This window comes from Pseudoduganella aquatica (assembly GCF_009857595.1).
Taxonomy (GTDB): Bacteria; Pseudomonadota; Gammaproteobacteria; order Burkholderiales; family Burkholderiaceae_D; genus Rugamonas; species Rugamonas aquatica_A.
The window spans coordinates 92,669-114,171 of sequence record NZ_WWCU01000017.1; the positions used below are offsets into that span (position 1 = coordinate 92,669).

Below are 21,503 nucleotides of genomic sequence, written 5' to 3' on the forward strand. Positions count from 1 at the left end.
AAAGCGGAGAGGCGGCTGATGAAGCAGCGCATACTGGTGATGAACGGACAGCGCCTCGTCCAAAGCGAATACGACAACGAATGGGTGACGACGAAAGTCGGCAAGGCCGGCCAGATCCCGCCTGGCATTTACAACATCAGCGGGGCGGTTGCAGCCAGCAAGGATAAGACCTACGATGGTGTCGTGCTACACACGGATCATGAGCATGTCTATCAGCAAGTTGGCCAAACCTGCGTGCGGCATTCCTCACACGACTTTCCGAAAAGTCCGTCCGTGGGCGCCAATATCGCGGTTCGGTATGACGCGGACCGTGCCTTCGCCAGCGAGGCTGCGATTAAGCAGAGCAAGGGCGTTAAGCGCTGACGAGCGCCTTCGTCGGCCATTGGCTTTACGTAATAGGTATAGACTTTCCACTGTCAGCTAGTGTGCGCTCGACGGCGCGTTCCATAGCATCGAGGAATGCAAGATTGGCCCGCTCCGCGACGTGACGCAAGTTCCACAATCCGCTCTCGCGGATCTCTTGGCGAACGCTGTGTCCCCCCAGCCAGGCGGCGCTTGGCGCGTTAAGCGGATTCAAATTATTCGACAATAGCGCGATGGCGCCGCGCTCGATGATTGAGCGCTCGCTAGCCGGCCCTGCTTCGTCCGGAACGTCGAGCCAGAGGACGGACATTGCGCCGATCAGCATTGATACGCGGCGTTCGAGCGCGGTCTCTGCCGCTTTCGCGCTGTCGCTTTCCCTAAGAGCCTTAGGAGCAACGGACCCGACGCCCCATGTGGTCAGCGTCTGGGAGTCCCTATGAAGCAAGGCATTACCGACGTGAAGGCGGAAGATGGAGCCTCTGTGGTTTCCGCTTCCAGATTTTGCTCCCAAGTGAGCCCGAAGCCGAGCGCGCAGCGTCGATTTCGAACCAGCGCTGACGGCGTGGGTGCCGATACGCGTGACACGAGGCGACGCGGCCGTGCCAGGTGCGACCATTTCGCCTGACTCGCGGAAAAAGTATACGCCGCGCTTGGGCAGGGAGTTGACCGCGATGACCGAGGCCAAGCTGGTGCCTTGGAACGGCAACGCTTCCAGTGCAGAGAGGAGAGCGTAAAAGCGGGCGGTTTCTCGCCCGATGGTTGAGCTGCTCACAGTGAGCGCTCCAGTGTCATACCCTGAGCAAAGAACGGCGATACGTCGGCGCCGGCCAACTGCGCAGCCAACAACGCGCCGTGGCGAGACGGGGTCTCGCGCGTGCTTCCGTCGACGACATGGTACTGCACAGCTTTGGTCAGGCGGCCGCTGGCAAGAAGTGGCAGCGCGGCCTTTCTTGCGACCTTAAAGTAGGCGGTCGAAGTGCCGACGTAAAGGGCGACGCGGCGAATGTCATTAAGCTCGGCAAAGGCGGCGAGAAATTGTGGAAAGGCTGTTGACCAAGGTCTGGCAGGCGCGTCGGACATCATGAGGTTGTAGTCCTGGATGGGGCTTAGCGGATGAAGCGGACCGTATAGCGCTGAGAGGATCAGCACGCGCGGCCCTTCGGTAGACGACACTGCCTCGCGAATGCTAGCTTTGAGTCCTTTAGCCCTATACAGCAGTCCTTGATAGCGATCCAACGCTGGCATTGCTAATCCGGCGCCAGCCACGGAGCCAAAGTCCGCGCCATCAGTGATTGAAATGTTCTTCAGGTATTTGTCTGCCGTGAATTTCGGAGCGCGACGAACGTAGTGAAGAATTTCCGATCTGGCTTTCAATGCCAAGCGATAGGCAGAGGGAGTTGATAGATCTCTGAGCGGATCAAGCTCTGCCACATTCATTCGGCCACCAGCGGATTTGGCCGCGCAGCATGGGACTATTAGCAATGTGGAGCGATCAAACTCTTCAAGCATATATTCCTCGGCATTTTCATGGGCAAAACGCGGGAGCGCGCTTCCCAATAGATTCTAGCATCTCGGCCGCTCTGCCCTGAACCGCCACATGCGTCGTAGGCATTCCTGAGCCAGGACCTCTATAAAGCTGAGTTTGCTACTTTAGAAGCCAGACCGAGATGACGACGGCAAATATTGTCATGCAGGACGCTGCTAGGTTGAGCAGGGCGGTGCGCCGCGCCTCGTGGGCGTGGCTAGCCATGGAGGAAAACGCGCGTTCCAACTCCGATTTTAGTAGCGAAGTTGTGGCGTGCGCGCCATCGCGAAGGATCTGATCCATCGCGCTCTTGCTGGCAGCCAGGGCCGCATTGACAACGCGTTCGGCCTTATCCTTCGCATCGGCCTTCCAGCGCAGCGAGACCGCCTCCAGTTCTTCCTTGAATTGGTCGAGCTGCGCTTGCTGGGCGGCGGCGCTGTCCTGGAGCAGCCGGTTGTTGATGGTCTGCAGGACGAGAATGGGATCGTCACGCGCCACGGCGATGCCGTGCTTCGAGGCGATTTCCCGGATCAGTTCTTCGATTTGGTCGGACATCAGATCACCGCCGTGTGGTCGAGTTGGTTGAACAATAGGCCCTTGATGATTTTGAGCCTTTGCCGCGTCATGATGGTGAGCGAGCTCAAAGCAAGTGCTTCATCGAAGGTCAATCTTGCCTGCAGCATGTCGCCAAGGTCGCGGCCGTAGGTCTCGTCCTTCAGCTGCGGAATGCGCGCGATGGCGGAAACACGGTCTCTGTTCGCGATATACGCTTTCATGTGCTCGAAGCCTTTCCCCTCGTGCTCGATTGGGCCCCAGTAGGGATTAAGCCAGGCGACGAAGATGGTCTCCTTGGGAAACTGGCTAGTGAGGTGAGCGAACCCACTGACTGTATCGAGCAGCGCCTGGCCGCCGGTGATGACCGTGTGGACCACCAGCTCGTGTCCCATTTCAGCCAGCAGGGAAGGGACCTGATTGCTGATCAGGTAATGCGACAGCGGCACGAACGAGCTGGCGCCGCTGTCGATGACGGCCGCACTGGATAGCGACGCCAGCAGCTCGATCAAGGCATCAAATTTTCTGGAATTGATCTCGTCATCTTCCATGATCTGCAAGCGCTGCACGTCCAGCGCCTGATAGCCGTGGAAGGTGGCGTTGACTGGGTCGATGTCGACGCACAGCGGCCGCGTACCCTTGCTGGCGAGGTATTGGGCGACGACTGTAGCGACGACGGATTTTCCAACGCCGCCTTTCCCTTGCAGTGTTATGTGGATTCTGGCCATCACAGTAACTCCTCTTTCTTGGGTTTCGGATTGAAGACGAAGCCGGCCGGTTTTGCTGGCCGGTCATTGTGTTCTGATACCGCCGCAGTTTTGGTCGACGGAGCTGGTTGTGAACTCGCGGCGTCATCAGATTGGTTGAGGAATTTCCGCACGTAGCGTAGGAATGCCGTGTAGCTGACGGCGATGCGCTTCGACTCACGCAGGTTGGACCACACGGTCTTGGCCGCGTATCCGGCATCGAGTGCGGCGCGCACGTCGTCGCGCACGGCCAGGAAGGCGACAAGATTCTTGTCGCGCGTTGTCGCGGCGCGCTGCCTGACCCAGTCGCCCAGCTGATCCGGATAGTTCTTGCCCATGCTGATCTCTTGCCGATATTTGAACGCCACAGAAACGCAACTGCAGTGCGATTTTCTCGCCACTGAGCGCCACCGCGTGCCACTAAACGCAACCGAATCGCCACTAATCGCGATTGCCTCGCCACTTTCCGCATTTCGTTATATTGGCCCTTCCAGTTGCGTTCAATTTGACATTTCGCAAAGGTTAAATCGAAAGTCCGGGCGCACAATTTCGTGGCGTAATAGCCCCGCGAACGCGGGCAGGATATGTGAAGTTAGCTAACCGGCGGGCCGGTTACCTATCTTCACTTCCCTTATTCGCGCCTGCGGCGCTCAACGGGAACCTGCTCTGCGAGGCCAGGCGGCTGCCGCCGCCAAATGCGCGAACCAGAGGAGTGGACGCCATGGACCCGAACAGCAAACCGCCAACAAGGAAGTCGCACCAACTGCGCGTGCCCGTCATGCCGGAGGAGGCATTGGAGATCCGCAGGCTGGCAACTACAGCGGGCCTGCCCGTCGCGGCCTACCTGCGCAGCGTCGGCCTGGGCTACCGGCTGCACGGCATCCTCGACCACCAGCGAGTGGAGGAACTGGCGCGCATCAACGGCGACCTCGGCCGTTTGGGAGGCTTGCTCAAGCTGTGGCTCACCGACGATCCTCGCACGGTCAAATTCGGCGAGACAACGATACTTGCCGTGCTGTCCAAGATCGAAGACTCGCAACGAGAGATGCAGCGGATCATGCGCGAAGTGGTCCTTCCCGTTGCCGGGCGCAAGCATCTTTAGCGGCTAAAGCGGAATAGGGGCGGCCATGATCGCCAAGCACATGTCCATGCGCGCGCTGAAACAGAGCGACTACGCAGGTCTGATGCAATATCTGCTTGGGCCGCAGAACAAGAACGAGCGCGTGGGCGACGTGCGCGTGACGAACTGCCAGTCGATGGATCCGGGCGTGGCCACCATCGAGATCCTCAACACCCAGTCCCTGAACCAGCGCGCCACCGGCGACAAGACCTATCATTTGATGCTGAGCTTCCGCGCCGGCGAGCAACCGGACGACGCGACCCTGCACGGCTTGGAAGCCCGCGTCTGCGCTGCCCTCGGCTACGCGGAGCACCAGCGCATCAGCGTGGTCCACCACGATACCGACAACCTGCACGTCCACATCGCCATCAACAAGATCCATCCGACGCGGCACACGATACATAGCCCCTACAACGACCACCTCACCCTTGGCAAGGTCTGCCAGAAGCTGGAACAGGAGTTCGGCCTGCAGCGCGACAACCACACGGCGCGCAAGCACCGCGCGGACAACCTGGCGGACGACATGGAACGGCACGCGGGCGTGGAAAGCCTGCTGGGCTGGATCAAGCGCGAATGCTGGGACGAGATGCGCGTCGCCACCAGTTGGGACGCGCTGCACGAGATCATGTCAGCCAATGGACTGCGGTTGCACGCGCGCGGTAACGGCTTGGTCATCACGGCCGAAGACGGCACCACTGTCAAAGCCAGTTCGCTGGACAGGCAATTTTCCAAGGCTCGGCTGGAAGAGCGGTTCGGGCCGTTCCAGCCTGGCGGGGAAGCTGGCGGCTTCGAGCCGGCCAAGCGGTACGAAAGCAAACCGTTCCGCTTCGGCGCCGATACGACGGAGCTTTACAAACGATACAAGGAACTGAGAGAACAGGATCGACAAGGCAGCACGCGTGCCGAGGAGTGGGCGGCAGCACGCGAGCGCAAGAACCGCCTGGTTGCCGCCGCCAAGTACAAAGCCAAGTTCAAACGCTCGGCAATCAAGCTGCTGTCCTGCGACCGATTCAGCAAGCGCTTCCTGTTCGCTGCGGTTGGCAGAACGCTGCTGTCCGAAATCAAGCAGATCAATCAGGAGTATTTCAAGGAGCGCGAGCGCATCTACCAGAAACACCAGCGCGGGACTTGGGCGGACTGGCTTCATTCGGAGGCCAAGCGGGGAAACGACGAAGCCCTGTCCGCATTGCGCTCGCGCGAGGGGGCGGGTGGACTCTCCGGGAACACGCTGACGGGACGGCGCCGCAACAAATCGCCACGCGCGGACGGTATCGACGGCGTTACCAAGCACGGCACGATCATCATCTGCGCCGGGACCACAGTATTGCGCGACGACGGCAGCAAGCTTGCCGTCACGCGCGGGTTCGAGCAGGCGGGCCTGCAGGCGGCGTTGCGTCTCGCGGCGGAGCGCTATGGCACTTGCCTGCGCGTGGACGGCACGGCCGAATTCCGGGAGCGAATCGCGCGCGCGGCCGTTAGCGCGAGGCTCTCCGTCACGTTCGACGACGTGGCTTTGGAGGCGCGCCGGCTCGAACTCATTCAAGCGTCAACCACCAAGGAGGCAAACGATGAAAACCGACAGCACCCCCGGCAGGGAAGACCTGCTGACAGCGGCATTCAGACAAGTGGAGGAAGCCGACCCGCCGGCAACACCACACGCGGCGCAGCCTACGGCAGAAAGCCGAACGTTGGCGGCATTGGAAAGAAACCGCCGCCCGAATCCCAAGACCGTCTGCGAAGGCTGTCCCAACTCGGTATGGTTCGCATCCCCGGTGGAAGTGAGGTGTTACTGCCGGGTGATGTACCTGGTCACATGGAGCAGCAAGGACCCGCAGCAGATCACCGCGTGCGACGGCCTGTTTCTGGGACAGGACGATTAGCGGAGAATGACGGCCCCCCCAAAGCGCAAACGGCAAGCGCCGCGCGTCGGCAGGCGAAGGCGGCACGCCATCGCACGGGACGCAAGCCACCGCCAGCGGGACGCAATCGGCTGCGCGGTCTGCAAGATGCTGGTGGCGCAGCCGATTCCCGCGCGGCGCGGTGGAGCGATCCCCAGGGCGGCGCGATTGCGGCTCGCGCGCCGGTGTCCAGCACCACGCCTCCACCTGTTTCGCAGCACGAAATCTCAGCAATTTCAGCCTCCACGAAGTTTGTGTTTGAGCGGGAGCAAAGAAGGCTCACTTTTTTCGATATACCGAAACACCTTGCCTATGATGGATTTCAAGGCCAGGCCGCTTTCGCAGGGCTGCGGACAGTGGACGACCAAGTGCTCGCCCTGCTCAAACGCGGGGGCGAGATCGTGGTCGTTCCGATTGACGACGCCACGGCGCGGCGGCTCAAGCGGCTGGCGCGCGGCGACACGGTGACGGTCGCAGGCAACGGCGTCATCAGGACAAAAGGGAGGAGCCGATGAAAGACCGCTTCAACAACGCCGTCGGGCCGCAGGTGCGGCTGCCAACCAAGCACGCGAACCTGGCCATACCGATCCTGGCACTGCTGGTGCTCGCCGCCGGACTACAAAGCGCGACCCAATTTTTCGCGCACAGCTTCAAGTACCAGCCGGTGCTGGGCCACCACGTCAACCAGGTCTACGCCCCATGGGACATTTTCAAGTGGGCGGCAAGATGGTACGGCACCTACCCGGACGCCTTCATGCGCGCGGGCAGCGTCGGCATCTGCGTCGCCGGCGTGGGGCTGATTGTGCTGGTCGTCGTCAAAATGGTGCTGGCGAACACCGCCAAGGCCAACGAGTACTTGCACGGCTCGGCGCGCTGGGCCAACGGAAAGGATATCCGCGCGGCCGGGCTGCTGCCGAAAACACAGACCATGTTGCAGCGGCTGACCGGCAAGCTGCCGCCCAGCCATGGCGGCGTCTATGTCGGTGCGTGGATAGACCGCAAGGGGCGCACGCAGTACCTGCGCCACGATGGCCCTGAACACGTTCTCACCTATGCGCCCACTCGCTCAGGAAAAGGTGTCGGCCTAGTGGTTCCCACGTTGCTGTCGTGGAGTCGCAGCGCCGTCATCACCGACCTGAAGGGGGAGTTGTGGGCGTTGACGGCGGGCTGGCGCCAGAAGCACGCGCGCAACAAGGTACTGCGCTTCGAGCCCGCCACGGCGAGCGGCAGCGTGTGCTGGAATCCGCTGGACGAAATCCGCGTCGGCACCGAGAACGAAGTGGGCGACGTGCAGAACCTCGCAACGCTGATCGTCGACCCGGACGGCAAAGGGCTGGAAACGCACTGGCAGAAAACCAGCCAGGCGCTCATCGTCGGAGTTATCCTGCACGCTTTGTACAAGGCGCGCGCCGAAGGCACGCCCGCAACGTTACCTGCGGTGGACGCGATGCTGTCCGATCCGAATCGGGCCATCGGTGAACTCTGGATGGAAATGATCACCTATCCGCATGTGGACGGAAAAAGCCATCCGGCCATCGGTTCGGCGGCGCGCGACATGCTGGACCGGCCGGAGGAGGAGGCCGGATCGGTGCTGTCCACCGCCAAGTCATACTTGGCCCTGTACCGCGACCCCATCGTGGCGCGCAACGTGAGCAAGTCCGAATTCCACATCAAGGACCTGATGAACCACGACAGCCCGGTAAGTCTGTATATCGTCACGCAGCCCAACGACAAGGCGCGGCTGCGCCCACTGGTCAGAGTGATGGTCAACATGATCGTGCGCCAGCTGGCCGACCGGATGACGTTCCAGGAGGGGCGCTCGGTGGCGCACTACAAGCACCGCCTGCTGGCCATGCTGGACGAATTCCCCAGCCTTGGCCGGCTCGACATCATGCAGGAGTCGCTCGGCTTCCTGGCGGGCTACGGCATCAAATGCTATCTGATCTGCCAGGACATCAACCAGCTGAAGAGCCGCGAGACGGGCTACGGGCACGACGAGAGCATCACCTCCAGTTGCCATATCCAGAACGCCTATCCGCCGAACCGCGTGGAGACGGCGGAACACCTGTCCAAGCTCACCGGGCAGACCACCGTGGCGAAGGAGCAGATCACCACCAGCGGGCGCCGCACGAGCGCTTTACTTGGCCAGGTGTCTCGCACCATACAGGAAACCCAGCGTCCCTTGCTGACGCCGGACGAATGTCTGCGCATGCCGGGCCCGGTCAAGGACGCCAGCGGCGACATCAAGCAGGCGGGCGACATGGTGATCTACGTGGCGGGCTATCCGGCGATCTACGGGAAGCAGCCCTTGTACTTCCAGGACCCCATCTTCAAGGCGCGCGCCGCCGTCCCCGCGCCGGAAGTGAGCGACAAACTGCGCGGCATGTACGACACGGAAGGGATCAAATTATGAAAGGGCTGGCGAGAAAAGTCGGCATCGGCATCGCCATCTGTGCGCTGGCGCTGCTGGTCCAGGGTGTCTTCCTGTATCTGCTGGGCGCCCGCGTCAACACGACGTTGAGCATTCCGGTCGGCCTGTACTGGCGTGTGAGCGAACCGGTGGAGAAGGGCGCGTATGTGATGTTCTGCCCGCCGCCGGTGGAAGTCTTCGATCAGGCGAAGCGCCGGGGCTATCTTGGCGCGGGCTTTTGCCCCGGTGGCTACGGTTACATCATGAAGCAGGTGGCCGGCGTGACGGACGACCAGGTGGAGATTGGCAACGACGGCGTGCGAATCAACGGCCGCTTGCTGGACATGAGCGCACCGCTGCAAGCGGATGCAGGCGGCCGGACCATGCCGCGCTTTCAGGCGGATAGGTATGTGCTGAGCAAACACCAGCTTCTGCTGATGGGCGACAGCAACCCGCGCTCGTTCGACGCACGCTACTTCGGCCCGGTGCAGCGCGGCCAGGTGAAGGACGTTGTCACCCCGGTTTTCACTTGGGGAAAACCATCAAAACCAGAGAGGTAGGGGCATGGACGAATCCAGCAAAAAGGCGGCGGGCAATGCCGACCCGGTGACGGCGGCGGTGCTGAACGAAAAACTGGCGGACGCTCAGACGCCCGGTTTCTGGGCCGAGTTCGCGCCCGACGAGGCCGAGCTAGCGGGCGCGTTCGAGGAATCAGCATTGGGAGAAGCGGAGGCAGAGGCAAGCGACATCGACCTGCCGCCGCCGGAAATGAGCGCAGCGAAGGAGTGAAAATCATGAGCGAAATGAGCAAGTCATTCGTGGAAACGGTGGCGGAACGGCTGATAGATCAACTGAAGGAAGGCGTGGCGCCTTGGCAGAAGCCCTGGCAGCCCGGCGAGGCGGGCGCGGCGATGCCGACCAATCCGGTGACGGGCAACCGCTACAAGGGCATCAACGCCCTGCATCTAATGAGCCAGGACCACGAGGACCAGCGCTGGATGACCTACAAGCAGGCCGCATCCATCGGCGCGCAGGTGCGCAAGGGCGAGAAGGGCACGCCGATCCAGTACTGGAAGTTCAGCGAGGAGCAAACGCAGACTGACGCGAACGACAAACCGATGCTGGATGCGGACGGGAAGGCCGTCAAGCACACCGTGAGGCTGGAGCGCCCCGCGCTGTTCATGGCGACCGTGTTCAACGCGGAGCAGATAGACGGCTTGCCGCCTCAGCAGCCGCGCAAGGAGCAGGCGTGGGCCGCCAGCGAGCGCGCCGAAGGAATCCTGCAAGCGACCGGCGCCAACGTCAGGCACGGCGAACAGGATCGCGCTTTCTACCGTCCGGCCACGGACACGATCCATTTGCCGAACAAGGGGCAGTTCGACAGCGCTGACCGGTACTATGCGACCGCGCTCCACGAACTGGGTCACTGGACGGGCCACCAATCGCGGCTCGACCGGGACATGGCGCACCCGTTCGGCAGCGAAGGCTACGCGCGCGAGGAGTTGCGCGCCGAGATAGCGAGCATGATCATGGGCGACGAGCTGGGCATCGGGCACGACCCGAAACAGCACGCTGCCTATGTCGGTTCGTGGATCAAGGCCATACAGGACGATCCGCTGGAGATATTCCGCGCGGCCGCCGACGCCGAGAAGATCCAGGACTACGTGATTGGACTCGAACAGAAGCAGATGCAGGAACAAGCCGCTGCGCAAAAGGTGGCCGAATTCGTCGCCGCCAACCAAAGTCTTTTGCCTGGCAAGGTGGTCCAGAACACGCTGGACGCCGATCCCCAACTAAAGGCGATCCTGGCCGACGAGGTAAAGATGAAGGCATTGGACGCGCGCGTCAACGCGCTCCTGCAGGGCATCAACCGTTCCTATATCGAGGAAACCAAGGCGGTGATCGCCTCCACGCTGGGAAGGGACGACGCAGGGCTTGCATCGGTGACGGCGCAGTCCGTGCGCGCTGCCTACCCGGCGGTGCCGGATTCCGACCTGGACGACGCGCAGATGGTTGCCGATTTCATCGCAGCCAACATGAATCTGCTGCCGGAAAAGGTTGCGGCCAACACCGAAGCGGCACCGCCGGCATTGAAAGCGCTGCTTGCCGACGATGTGAGGATGAAGGCGCTCGACAAGCAGGTCGACCAGCTGCTGCATAACCTGAACCAGGCCTATATCGACGAGACGCAGGCCATCATCGCATCGACCCTTGGACGCGGAGACGCTCACGAGCGGGCGGAACGCGCCAACCGTTCGCGCGCCGCGCTGCCTGCTGCCCCCGGCCGCGAGGGTGAAGAGGCCCAGATGCTGGCGGATTTCATCGCGGCGAACCACAACTTGTTCCCCGAGAAGGTGGAGGAGCACGCCCGGGAGGCGCCGCCCGAGCTACGCAAGCTGCTAGGCGACGAGCAAAGGGTTCAGGGCCTTATGCCTCGAGTGTCCGGCATGCTGGAGGGGATAGTTCCCGCCTACGTCGCGCAGACGCTGGCTGCGGCCACTGCAGGAGTGCGGCGTCCTTCGGAATCGATACTGGCCGAGGTGGAAGGTGTCGTGATGGGTGAACAAAGCCAGATGGAGGTGAGTATGAAAGCCGGAACCATGCGGCGGACGCCTGCGGAGGAGGCTGCGCGCCGGCCTGCGGCAAATGACAGCGAGGCGATGCAGTTGACTGAAGGGGAAGCCGCAGTGGTGCGCGCACGCCTTGGCGACAGCGGCAATGGTGGTGCACTCGATGCCGCCGCAATGCGCGAATTCGGGTTTGAACTGCCGCTTGACTGGAATGGACGTGTCCGGGTGCAGGAGAGCCTGGAACCTGCCGGCATGGATGGCCGCAGCGCGTCAGAATCGGGGGCCGTACCTTGGAGCATCTTTGCCGCACGTGCGGATGGCAGGGAACAATGGCTCACCGATGCGCCATCGCAGCAGGATGCCAACCGGCTTGCCAGCCGCTTGGAACTGATCGACGCGCACTCGGAGGAAAACGCGTTCGAGAAGGCGGCGAAGCTGGCCCGCATCCGAGAGGAGGCCGTGCGGCTTGATCCACAGAGTACGGCGGAAGATATTTCCGCCGCGCGCGAGGCCCGCAAGGACGCCGAATTCAACGCCACCCAGAACGATGCCGACTTGCTGCGCCGCATAGCGGAACAGGAGAGGGCCCGGGCGGCGCTGCCGGACACGGTGGCGCAAAGCCCGCAGACGCAAGCTGGAGCGCTGACCTATCTTGATGTAGCCTATCAGGACAAGGACGAGGTTAAGGCACTCGGCGCAAAGTGGGACCGCCGCGAGCAGGCGTGGTATGTACCGTCCGGCGTGGACCCGGCGCCCTTCGAAAAATTTGCCCGTCAAGGCGGTAGGGAGGCCGATGGTGCGCAGCATATCGGCCGAACGCCCGAGACTGTGGCGCAAGCCGATGACGTCGTAGCGAGCCGCGTCTACCTCGCTGTGCCCTACGGCGAGCGCATAGCTGCAAAGGCGGCGGGCGCGGAATGGGACAAAACGGCCAAGTCCTGGTATGCGGGGCCGGACGCGGATGCGGAAGCGCTCGCACGGTGGAAAGTCGACAACCACGCCGTCGAGCAGAATCCCGCCATGACGCCGCGCGACGAGTTCGCAGACGCATTGCGGGCCGTGGGCTGCGTGGTGGCGGGTGAGCATCCGATCATGGATGGGCAGAAGCACCGGATCAGCGTCGCAGGAGAAAAGCACAGCGAAAACAGCGGCGCTGGTTTTTACGTCGGCCACCTGGACGGACATCCCGCTGGCTACGTTAAGAACAACAAGACTGGCGTTGAGATGAACTGGAAGTCGAAGGGCTACGCTCTCGATCCGGAACAGAAGGCCAAGCTGCGCGCGCAGGCCGCGACCAAGCTGCAGGTGCGCGGCGAGGAGCAGGCGCGCCAGCACGAGCAGGCTGCCGACCGGGTGTCACGGCAGATGGCGGACCTGACGCCCATCGCAAAGCCGACGCCCTACATGCAGACAAAGGGGCTCGATCCTATGCCCGGCGCACTCACGGACAAGGATGGGAAGACGACATATATACCCGCCACGGACGCCGACGGCAAGCAGTGGACGACCCAATACATACAGGAGGACGGCACCAAAAGGTTCGCCAAGGACAGCCGCAAAGCCGGATGCTTCCACGCGGTCGGCGGGCTGGAAGCTCTGGCCAAAGCACCGGCGCTGGTGATCGCCGAGGGCTACGCCACTGCCAGCAGCCTGGCGCGCTCGCTTGGCCACGCCACGGTCGCGGCCTTCGACTCAGGCAATTTGCCGGACGTGGCCATGGCGCTGCACAAGAAGTTTCCCGACAAGCCCGTCGTGATCGCTGGGGACAACGACCAGCACCTTGAAGCCACGCAAGGCATCAATCCGGGCAAGAAGAAGGCGCAGGAAGCGGCGCGCATCACCAATGGCCGCGTGGTGCTGCCGATTTTCGCGCCTGGGGAAGTGGGGCAGGACCCCAAGGGCTACACCGACTTCAACGACCTTGCCCATAAAAGCAAGCTAGGAATGGATGGCGTGGACCGGCAGGTCCGGCCGGTCGTCGCCGATGCCGTCGAGAAGCACCAGGCAGCGATGGAACGCCTCGCCCATGAGCAGCGACAGGCGCTGGGGCAGCGCCACGCGATCAAAATGGGGTAGGCCGGTCGGCCGGTGACGTAGGCGGAAGAAATCTGTGCCCACGCGTCCGTCGTTCATGCTGGCGACCGGCGCGTGGGTTGCGCTGGTGTAGTACTCACTGAGAGGAGAAATGTCATGCATCCCGTTATCCAGAAAACCTTCGGGGGCCTAACCCCCAGCTACTACGGCCGCCAGTTGTTCTTCGGCTGCATCTTCTTGGGCATCTACCTGCTTGCGACGGTTAAAGGCGGTGCAACGCCATTCAGCGGCTGGCTGTGGGCGTTTGCAACCACCTTCCTCTATCCGTACTCCCGGTTCGCTTACGAGGGAGTAGTCGATTTCATTGTCGGGAAGAACTTGTTTATCCTGCCTGCGCTCTTGCTTATCGGCTTCAAATTCATGACGATGCTGATGTGCTGGTTCCTCGCGATCTTCATTGCGCCCGTGGGCCTGGCCTATCTGTACTTGCACCACAGCGGAAAGCTGTCTTGAGGGGGGAGCATGGAGTCAGCGCTGGACAGCGTCACAGGCGAGGTTGTCGAGGCCGAGCAGCTCTGGCTGCTCGACCAGGTGGACAGGGAGAGTTACGCGTGCCGGGGCTGCGGCGTAAAGGTGCTCCCGGCATCCTACAGGCCAACGAATCTGGTTCGGCCGTACTTCACCGTGGGAAGCGCCGGTGCGCACCGTCCCGGATGCGATGTGGATGGCGAGCAGCGTCTGGTTCAGCGTGGCCGCCAGCAGCGGGTAACAACCTCGCACGATGGATTTCCGGTCCCATATCCTTCCAGGCTGGTGCTGAATGATCGTCGCGAAATAGCGGACAGGGCAACCGATGCCTCGCGCGAAGGACGGCGCGATGCGCCGGTACCGCCTTCGCACAGCGCGCCGGGCATGCCGCGCAATCGCACGGTCGGGACCATTCGCCAGATATGCCGGACCTTCATCAATTTCCCTTACGATCGCGACCTGGGACTGAGCTTGCCTGGCGTTGAAGCCGACAAGTACTATGCCGCGTTCAAGAAGCTGAAGTGGGATGACATGCTGCGCTATCCCGAGCCAAGGATCTTTTACGCGGCGCTGCGCTGGGCGAAACCGGTTGAGGGCGACGCCTACATGGAAATCGGATTGGATGCCGGTCAGCGCGAAGGCGGAAAGTTGCTCGTCGGGCACCGGGTGCGCATCGAATGGGCTGGCTGGAGCGACGCCAGGAAGAACGCTGTGCGCAAGGAGATCGAAGCGGCCCGCGAGGAAGCCAAGCAGGCGTTCGAGGCTGGCCAGAAGCAGAAGAAGGCCTTCGTGTTCTTCCTTGACGATCAGGACGGGGCCGATGCTGCTCTGTTTCGCGTGCTCGACCACCGGCTGATCTGCTGCATTGTGGACGAGATCAGCTATCCGAAATTCTGATTGGCGAACTGCCTTGCAGGCTGATCCTGATTATTCTGTTCGGAGGCCCACAATACAGCCCGTTCCTTCCCAAAAGTCACTTGGCTGATCTGGTCGGGGATCGGGATGTAGAGTTCAAAGAGTCCACTCTTGCCGGGACGGACGGCCAGCGCCATTGATACGAGTATGTGTACGGCATGCTTTTCATGATGCAGGTCAATGTGATCGGCGACAACCGAGCTATGCATGATCAGGCCCTTGATCCACAAGAGACGCGTTCCGTTCAGGTTCACTTCGGCGATATTGTGGAAGTGAACATCGGCGGATTCGGCAAAACGAATATGGCTCATGACGATTCTCCTTTCGCTTTTAGTATAGTTCTCTAGTGGCGGCGCGGATGCCGTTTTCGCGGAGAGTCCGGTTTGCTCGACTTGTTGGAGGCCCCGGTAGGTCGGTTTTTCTGCTTCGTCTCCGGCGCGCTTTTGGGCGCGGATCTGGCAGGCCTATCCAGGATGTTTGCCTCGGCAATTGACCGCACGAGCCGCCCAGGATTGCTAACTAGCGCGGTCTGATGTGCCAAGGTTTCGCCGGTAACGTATTCCCATGCCTCGGCTGCGAAGGTGGAGCATGGCCTCAGCAGTGTCCATGCTTGCTCGCCTCGCCCTCTGTAATCCTGAATGAATTCGAATAGCCGTCGCTCTTGTTGAAGGTCGACGATGCGGCTACGTGTGGCATGTGGCTGGAACTCAGCCTCTGCGTTCTCCAGCAGGCCGTTGCCTTGGCCGGTGGGATTGTTGCCCCATGTTCCGAATGTGACCGGCTTGCCATCGATGGGACAATACTCTATCCAGCTGTGCCCGAGGCGGCCCGCCTCAGCGGCACGCGAATGGATTTTGAGTATGCCTGTCATGACGTCAGCGTGCAGGGATAGCGACGATAGCGCGAGGCACGTAGCCGGGCCGCGCCACGGTTTGTTGCGGCAGTTGCGCCGAATGGCCTGGTGTCGCGAATGAAGTCAGCCGTTGCGTGGGCACGTATCCGCAGGAGCCTGCCGTGCAGCGCTCCAGCCGTTCAGCCCAGCGTGCGGACTTCGTTATCAGGGCCTGGCGGTAGCGGACATTATGGATGGGCGTGCGCGAATGATAGTTCGCAGCTTTGGTCCACAAGTCGCCTTGATCTTTTTGTATGTGCCGTCGCAAGCGCCATGCCGCCAACTCGTAGGCATAGCAGCCGGGCGCGGCCACCGCCTGCGGCGTGATTCCGTATTTGCCAAGCGTGGCCAGATAGGCGGTGTTGAACTGCATGGAGCCTACATCGCTTGTGCCGTTGCGGTTTTTAACCCACAGCCCCGGCGAGCCTGCCTCGCTTTCGGCGACCGCCAGCATGATATTGGCGGGAATGCCGTAGCGGGCGGCCGCCGCAATGCTGCAGGACACGCTGTCGTGAAGCTGAGGTGGAAAGTCGGCGGGGGGCATGGCTTCGCCTTGGTTTGGTGCCTACTTTTTTGGCGGTTCAGAGTCGTCGCCATCTTTCTTGTCACGGTCGCGGAACGCGGCAACTTCCGCTTTCGGATCGAAGTCGCCTTGCTTGCCAGCCGAGAGAGAGTTCCCACCGCCGTCAGCTTTGTCCCCGTCGATGCTAGCGCGAATGGTACTCGCGAGCCTACCGCCGACCGTATTGGCGATACGATCATTCATCGATTCCTTTGCCATTTGAGCGATGCCACCGATCAAGCTGCTGGCGGCACCAGCAGCAACTCTGGCTGCTTTCGCACCAGGGCTGCTGGTAGCACGTGACGATGTGCTGGCATGACTTTTAGTACTTCCGGTACCGCCTGCGGCGCTCTGGCCAGAAGACGTACTGCCAGACTGTGACTCGCCTTGGCTGGATGCATTTCCTGACGCACTTGTGGCGCCGCCAGATGAATCGCCACCCATAGCTTGGGCAAAGGAGCTTTCGCCGGTGCCGCCGCCTTGGGATTTACTACTCGACTCACCAGGCATGAAGTCGCTGGCTGATCCGCCGGAGTCGCTTTCCGCTGCACTTCCCTTTGCCACCGCTGCCATTAACGCTTGCGCCCCGCCTGCGACGTTCGCTGCGGCACCGCCAATAGCCGCTCCAACTGCGGAGATGGCTGCTCCCGCCATCGAAGCGGCAGCTAGTGCTGATCCAGCGTTGTATCCGCTACCTAGCGCGCCTGCTCCGCCGCCTGTAGCCAGTCCTGCGACCAAGCCAGGGAGCTTGTTGATCAGTGAGAGCATCACTACCACGACGACCATGACGGCAACCATCTCGGTCAGTTTTAGACCCGAACTCATCCGCAAGTAAAAGGTGTCGATGAATGTCTTTCCTACGCCGACCAGAAGTATCATGACCAAGAGCTGTGCGCCCACCGCGAGAACCGTTTTGAAGTAGCTTATGGCCATGTCCGACGTCCACCGCGATCCCCCGAAGCCAAGGAAAAAGATGCCGGCATAGGCAAGAATCCACGCGCTGATCAGCACGATGAGGATATTGACGGCCATCAGAGCTAGTGCAAGCAATATGATCAAGCTAATCAGGACGCCCACTAGGCTGGTAAACGGAGACCAGAACGATGAGTTCGCGACTACCTTGGCAAAGATTGAGAACCCTATGTCAACGATGCTGCTGGGGGACGGGAGAGGATAGCCAAAGGCATGGGTGCCTGCGCTTGCGCTCCCACCGATTGATCGCATGGAGTCAATTATCGCAATAGCGATAGCTGGACCGTTGTCGAGCAGCCACCAATAAAAGCCAGTGAAAATCGTAAATCTGATGAACTCGGCGAAAAATTCCGCGACGTCAGCGCTCCGTAAAACCATCATGCCGAAAGTCCATACCATGCTGATCAAAGCCAACGTCCAAAACAGGCGCGTTGCATGCGCTTTGATTACGACCGCCCATGCAGTCGCTGCGGTCGCATAGACGTCGTAGACGTTGTCCAGAATGTCGTTTGTTTCGATTGTCGCGTGGGCTGCAAGCGGGATTAGCATAAGAAGCAACAGTGCGACACGAGTGAGGAGCTTATTCATGGCTGCTACCATCCCCTCGGTTTGCTGGGCTTATAGGTGCTCATTCTCGCGCAGAGGTCGATGAACTTATTTCTGGCCTCCTTGTCACGAATCAGCTCCACTCTTCCAGGCTCGCAGTTCGCAGCATTGACTTCGGGAAGTGGCTGCGATGACTCATGGTTGCTGCAGCCCGGCACCGCCAACGTGGCTGCTAGGATAGAAATTGCTGTCAATAGATGTCTTGATGGCATGATCGGCCTCCTACCACCCGCGCGCACGGGAGGCTCTATAGGTGCTCTGTAGGACGACAGAATCAGATGCGCGTGCTAAAGCCTCGCGGTCGGCGAGCGCTTGGTACCTGGTAGCGATGATGTTCTGTTGTGCGATTAGAAGGGCTCGGATCTGCAGCAACTGGTTCGCTTGTTGGCTTGCTAGTTGATTGGCAAAGCCGAGGGCCTGCATCTGACCGCTGGCGCCCTGTGCGCCCGATTGCAGCCGCTGCAACTGGCGCGCGTCCAGTTCCATAGCCTCCTGTTGTTTGTCGAGCGCCATGAGAAGAGCGTCGTTCGCTTTTTTCTGAGCTTCTGAGGCTAAGTCTTGAGATTGCCCAAGCGCTGCCCAGTCGCGGTCAGAGCACCCGCGTGACGTGAAACACGGCGAGCTTCGGTAGCCGGCGGTATCCTTGAATTTCCCAAGGTAGGCATTGATGCTGCCGAGCCTGCTTTTGTAATACTGCAAGGTGTCGATGGCCGTGCGGAGATCGTTCATAGTCCTGGTGGCCATGTCCCAAATGTACATCGGCGGCGCCAACGTGTTGCGCAGCATGTTCTGATACTGCTCCAGCTGAGTCTTGTATTGCTGGATCTGCTTCAATGTGTGCGCGACGTTTTCAAGCGCCGTCACCATGTTTTGCGACAGGTTCGCGCCGTCAATGACCGGCAGGCCGCCGCCGGCGGACGGGCCGGGAACGAGTGCTGCGACAAGCGCGAGTGCGGGCACAAGTACCCTGATGTTGAAATTCTTCATGATGCATACCTCCTTCAAGAAATCTAATAGTCGAAGGCCCTGTAGGGCTTCGAGAAGGTCAAATCCTTGGTGACGACCACGTTGAACCGGTAGCCGGGCCGGATTTCCAGCGTTGGCGAGATCCCCATGTTCCGGGCGATCATCTGCGCGGTGACGTGGCCCAGCTGCTGGCCCAGTGCCTCGCTCATTGCGCTGCGCGCGGTCTGGCGGCTCCCGTAAAGCGACTCGGGCTGGCTAAGCGCGATCCCCGCCGTGACGCCGGACATCAGCAGCGCCGAGCCGAATAGCCGGAAATAGTGGTTGTTGACCTTGTCGTGGAATCCGGCGTACCCGGCGCTGTCGGCTCCAGGCATGGCGCCAATGTCGAGCGCTTTACCGTCCGGGAAAATAATGCGCTGCCACGCGATCAAGACCCTCGCTTGGCCGTAAGCGATGTCGCTAGAATACTGGCCGACAAGGCGCGAGCCTTGCGGTATCAATGTCCATTTGCCAGTGGCGGTGTCGAACACGTCCTGACTGACCTGACCAATGACTTGCCCCGGCAGATCTGAGTTGATGCCGGAGATGAGGATGGCGGGGAGAACGAATCCTGCGCGCAGCTCATACGGAGAGCGGGGCGCTAGAACCTGCTGGTCGAGGCGCCAGCGGTCCTGCTGCGCGCTGCCGTCGAACTGCCCGTAGCTCTTGCCCGGGGATGCTGCCGGTTGCAGGCCCTGCGCCGCCTGGGCCTGTTCTGGCCCGCCAGCAGAGGCAGTCGCGGCCCCCATCACGCCAGCTTGCTGGAGCTGTTGCAGGCGCGCCTGGAACATGGCAGTCGGATCGTCCGTGTTCTGCATGTCGATCTGTTGCTGCGCGGCGGCGATGCGCGTGATGGCTTCCTCTCTCGAAAGCGGAGCATCGACCTTTTGCAATCCAGCGGGCGCCGACCCTGAGCTGCGCGGCGCGGCCGCCTGTACGTTGGTGCGCGCCTTGATCGCTTCTTCAAGCATGTGCATCTTCTCCATGGCTATCCGCACACGCGGATCCTGATCCTGCTGCGGCGCCGATGGCGTGGCCGTTGAAGGCGGGACCGGCGGCGCTTCGAGCGTGTCGGGACGCACTACGGTGATGGCAGGGGAGTCGATAGGAACGTCCGGCGCCACCAGCGGTGCTGCTTTCGCGGCAGGGATAATGCCGTCCTTTTGCGGACCTGCCAGTTCGGTCGCGAACATGCTGGTGCTAGTGGTGTTGGTGTCTTTGACTTCGGGCGGCCGACGCTGCTTCTCCGCGCGATCAGCGGCCACCAGCGCCATGATCAGCAGGAACGCGGCCATCAAGCCGCAGAGGATGTAGATCGGCAGATTGTTAACCCTGCGCACGCCGCTCTTGCCGGTAGGCGTGCCGGGGGAGGCGTCCGGGGACATGTCTAAGGACTGGCTCATGACGGCTACTCCTTGCGCACCCACGCACCGGCCGGGTGGACAGCTTCGCTTTGCGGTACGTAGGCGCGGGTCATGGTCTGGCTGCCCAAGACCAGCGTAACTCGGTATAGCTTCGGCGACGTGATGGAGTCCAGCACATAGTTGAACGGAATGCTGGCGCTTGCGCCCGAGGCTGAGGCCGCAGGTGCTGCATGGCTCTCGGCGGCAGCAGGTCCGACTGCTGGTGGCACTTCCCGCAGGGCGTATCCCTGGCTCCGTAGCGTTTCCACCAGTTGCTTGCCAAATCCATCCGGCGCCGACTGCCTGAGATCCAATCTGGTGCTGGCTGGTGGGTACAGCAGTTGTAGCTGACGCGCCGCATCGTCGGCCAGCTGCTTCTCATGCGCAGCCAGCGCGCTTGGGATGAAGTTGCCGTAGCCGCCGCTCGTGCTGGTGCTTGCGGAGCCGCAACCCGTGAGGAAAGACAGGATGCCGATCAGGGAGAGCAGGGCGCGCATAATCATTTCTCCCGCGTGATCGTGATGCGGTCCTGGTTGCTGCCGACGCCCGCCACCAGCAACGCCTTGTCGAACACGGTGTCCACGATATAGCGATCCCCTTGGACACGGTAGTTCACCATCACCATCTCGGCATCGGTGAACCAGCCGCCGTCCTTGCGCACGACCAGCAGCGTTGGCGCCTCGGTCTGTGCCATGGCGGCGGGCATCTGGATAATGGTCTTGGTCCCGTTGTTGTAGACCCGAATGGGCTTCCATGCCGCATTTCCCGCGACTTCATAGCTGAAATTCAGGTCGCCCAGGTACTCGCCCGTTTGCGGAATTGTGCGTTCCTGCTTTTCTTTAACCTCGCGGGTTTTGATGGTATTCCACTTGGCGAGTGCGTCTTCGGTATAGGTGAAGGCGACACGGGACATGAACTCAGTGCGGTGGGAGCGCAGCCGAAAGTGGTAGGTCCTGCGATTCGTCGTGACGATCAGCGAAGTTTCGAGGCCGATGTCCATCGGCTTGATGATTAGGTGCTGCACCTCCGTTGCGCTGCTGCCGGTGATGGCCGGTTCCACAACCCAGCGGACAGTGTCGCCAAGGTGAATCGAATTTACCAGCTCCCCGGCCTGCAACTCCACGTCGCAGACCTGCAGCACGGCGCAGACGATGCTGGGCTGCTGCGCACCGAACAGATAGCGGATGGTTCCATCGGTGCCGACCACCGGCTGCATGCCGGAGGGACTGGCATTGCGCCACTGCTGCGACACCGCCAGCGCGTCTCGCTCCTGCTGCGTCAGCGTCAGGTTCTTGCCGGAGAAGTACAGATCGGCGAGCTTCTTGTCCGCCGGCTGCGCTGCCGCCGCCATCGCACACGTAAGCAAGGCCAGGGACACAGCGAATCGAGTTTTCATGTTCAA

General features: G+C 61.4%; 22 protein-coding genes. 9 read left to right on the forward strand and 13 right to left on the reverse strand.

What is annotated here, in order from left to right:
- Positions 1–18 precede the first annotated feature (18 nt).
- Positions 19–363 carry a KfrB domain-containing protein gene (locus GTP77_RS16250; RefSeq protein WP_161073188.1) on the forward strand — a complete coding sequence of 115 codons (345 nt, stop codon included), beginning with the start codon at positions 19–21 and terminating at the stop codon, positions 361–363.
- Positions 364–388: 25 nt separating this feature from the next.
- Here GTP77_RS16250 and GTP77_RS16255 read toward each other — a convergent pair whose 3' ends face one another.
- The 5 genes from GTP77_RS16255 to GTP77_RS16275 form a co-directional block, all read right to left on the reverse strand.
- Positions 389–1,135 (reverse strand): GIY-YIG domain-containing protein, encoded by a 747-nt coding sequence (locus GTP77_RS16255; protein ID WP_161073189.1) that lies wholly within the window; start codon positions 1,133–1,135, stop codon positions 389–391.
- Entirely contained in the window at positions 1,132–1,800 is a 669-nt protein-coding gene (gene yaaA, locus GTP77_RS16260; protein ID WP_161073190.1) for a peroxide stress protein YaaA, read from the reverse strand. The genes GTP77_RS16255 and yaaA overlap by 4 nt, the downstream gene beginning before the upstream one ends.
- 208 nt (positions 1,801–2,008) lie before the next feature.
- On the reverse strand, positions 2,009–2,443 hold the full coding sequence (gene traM, locus GTP77_RS16265) for a conjugal transfer transcriptional regulator TraM (protein WP_161073191.1): 435 nt from the start codon (positions 2,441–2,443) through the stop codon (positions 2,009–2,011).
- Positions 2,443–3,168, reverse strand: a complete 726-nt coding sequence (locus GTP77_RS16270; RefSeq protein ID WP_161073192.1) for a PRK13886 family protein — start codon at positions 3,166–3,168, stop codon at positions 2,443–2,445. Before GTP77_RS16270 ends, traM begins: the two co-directional genes overlap by 1 nt.
- Complete coding sequence (locus GTP77_RS16275) at positions 3,168–3,524, reverse strand: TraK family protein (RefSeq protein ID WP_161073193.1); 357 nt, start codon at positions 3,522–3,524, stop codon at positions 3,168–3,170. Before GTP77_RS16275 ends, GTP77_RS16270 begins: the two co-directional genes overlap by 1 nt.
- Before the next feature lie 383 nt (positions 3,525–3,907).
- Here GTP77_RS16275 and traJ point away from each other — a divergent pair, with 383 nt between their 5' ends.
- From traJ to GTP77_RS16320, 8 genes are all read left to right on the forward strand, one after another.
- Positions 3,908–4,288 carry a conjugal transfer transcriptional regulator TraJ gene (gene traJ, locus GTP77_RS16280; RefSeq protein ID WP_161073194.1) on the forward strand — a complete coding sequence of 127 codons (381 nt, stop codon included), beginning with the start codon at positions 3,908–3,910 and terminating at the stop codon, positions 4,286–4,288.
- Positions 4,289–4,313: 25 nt separating this feature from the next.
- Positions 4,314–6,719, forward strand: coding sequence for a TraI/MobA(P) family conjugative relaxase (gene traI / locus GTP77_RS16285; RefSeq protein ID WP_161073195.1), 2,406 nt, complete (start codon positions 4,314–4,316; stop codon positions 6,717–6,719).
- Positions 6,716–8,617 (forward strand): type IV secretory system conjugative DNA transfer family protein, encoded by a 1,902-nt coding sequence (locus tag GTP77_RS16290; protein WP_161073196.1) that lies wholly within the window; start codon positions 6,716–6,718, stop codon positions 8,615–8,617. Before traI ends, GTP77_RS16290 begins: the two co-directional genes overlap by 4 nt.
- The gene (gene traF / locus GTP77_RS16295) at positions 8,614–9,174 is read left to right on the forward strand and encodes a conjugative transfer signal peptidase TraF (RefSeq protein ID WP_161073197.1); all 561 of its coding nucleotides are present in this window, start codon (positions 8,614–8,616) and stop codon (positions 9,172–9,174) included. Before GTP77_RS16290 ends, traF begins: the two co-directional genes overlap by 4 nt.
- Before the next feature lie 4 nt (positions 9,175–9,178).
- The gene (locus tag GTP77_RS16300) at positions 9,179–9,403 is read left to right on the forward strand and encodes a conjugal transfer protein TraD (protein ID WP_161073198.1); all 225 of its coding nucleotides are present in this window, start codon (positions 9,179–9,181) and stop codon (positions 9,401–9,403) included.
- The gene (locus tag GTP77_RS16310; RefSeq protein ID WP_443094215.1) at positions 9,400–13,260 is read left to right on the forward strand and encodes a zincin-like metallopeptidase domain-containing protein; all 3,861 of its coding nucleotides are present in this window, start codon (positions 9,400–9,402) and stop codon (positions 13,258–13,260) included. Before GTP77_RS16300 ends, GTP77_RS16310 begins: the two co-directional genes overlap by 4 nt.
- Before the next feature lie 114 nt (positions 13,261–13,374).
- Positions 13,375–13,731 (forward strand): hypothetical protein, encoded by a 357-nt coding sequence (locus GTP77_RS16315; RefSeq protein ID WP_161073199.1) that lies wholly within the window; start codon positions 13,375–13,377, stop codon positions 13,729–13,731.
- Between the two features lie 9 nt (positions 13,732–13,740).
- The gene (locus GTP77_RS16320; protein WP_161073200.1) at positions 13,741–14,643 is read left to right on the forward strand and encodes a hypothetical protein; all 903 of its coding nucleotides are present in this window, start codon (positions 13,741–13,743) and stop codon (positions 14,641–14,643) included.
- Here the strand turns inward: GTP77_RS16320 and GTP77_RS16325 are convergent.
- The 8 genes from GTP77_RS16325 to trbG all read right to left on the reverse strand — a co-directional run bounded on the left by GTP77_RS16325 (position 14,628) and on the right by trbG (position 21,497).
- The gene (locus tag GTP77_RS16325; protein WP_161073201.1) at positions 14,628–14,972 is read right to left on the reverse strand and encodes a hypothetical protein; all 345 of its coding nucleotides are present in this window, start codon (positions 14,970–14,972) and stop codon (positions 14,628–14,630) included. The two genes, GTP77_RS16320 and GTP77_RS16325, sit on opposite strands and share 16 nt — an antisense overlap.
- Positions 14,973–15,536: 564 nt before the next feature.
- Positions 15,537–16,097, reverse strand: a complete 561-nt coding sequence (locus GTP77_RS16330) for a transglycosylase SLT domain-containing protein (protein ID WP_161073202.1) — start codon at positions 16,095–16,097, stop codon at positions 15,537–15,539.
- A 21-nt stretch (positions 16,098–16,118) separates the two neighbouring features.
- Positions 16,119–17,675 carry a P-type conjugative transfer protein TrbL gene (gene trbL, locus GTP77_RS16335; RefSeq protein ID WP_161073203.1) on the reverse strand — a complete coding sequence of 519 codons (1,557 nt, stop codon included), beginning with the start codon at positions 17,673–17,675 and terminating at the stop codon, positions 16,119–16,121.
- 5 nt (positions 17,676–17,680) lie between these two features.
- Positions 17,681–17,905, reverse strand: a complete 225-nt coding sequence (gene trbK / locus GTP77_RS31235; protein WP_161073204.1) for an entry exclusion lipoprotein TrbK — start codon at positions 17,903–17,905, stop codon at positions 17,681–17,683.
- Positions 17,906–17,915: 10 nt separating this feature from the next.
- Entirely contained in the window at positions 17,916–18,680 is a 765-nt protein-coding gene (gene trbJ, locus GTP77_RS16345; RefSeq protein WP_161073205.1) for a P-type conjugative transfer protein TrbJ, read from the reverse strand.
- A gap of 23 nt (positions 18,681–18,703) precedes the next feature.
- On the reverse strand, positions 18,704–20,101 hold the full coding sequence (locus tag GTP77_RS16350) for a TrbI/VirB10 family protein (protein ID WP_161073206.1): 1,398 nt from the start codon (positions 20,099–20,101) through the stop codon (positions 18,704–18,706).
- A gap of 5 nt (positions 20,102–20,106) precedes the next feature.
- Entirely contained in the window at positions 20,107–20,598 is a 492-nt protein-coding gene (locus GTP77_RS16355) for a conjugal transfer lipoprotein TrbH (RefSeq protein WP_161073207.1), read from the reverse strand.
- A 2-nt stretch (positions 20,599–20,600) separates the two neighbouring features.
- Positions 20,601–21,497, reverse strand: a complete 897-nt coding sequence (trbG, locus tag GTP77_RS16360; protein WP_187358738.1) for a P-type conjugative transfer protein TrbG — start codon at positions 21,495–21,497, stop codon at positions 20,601–20,603.
- Positions 21,498–21,503: the final 6 nt, after the last annotated feature.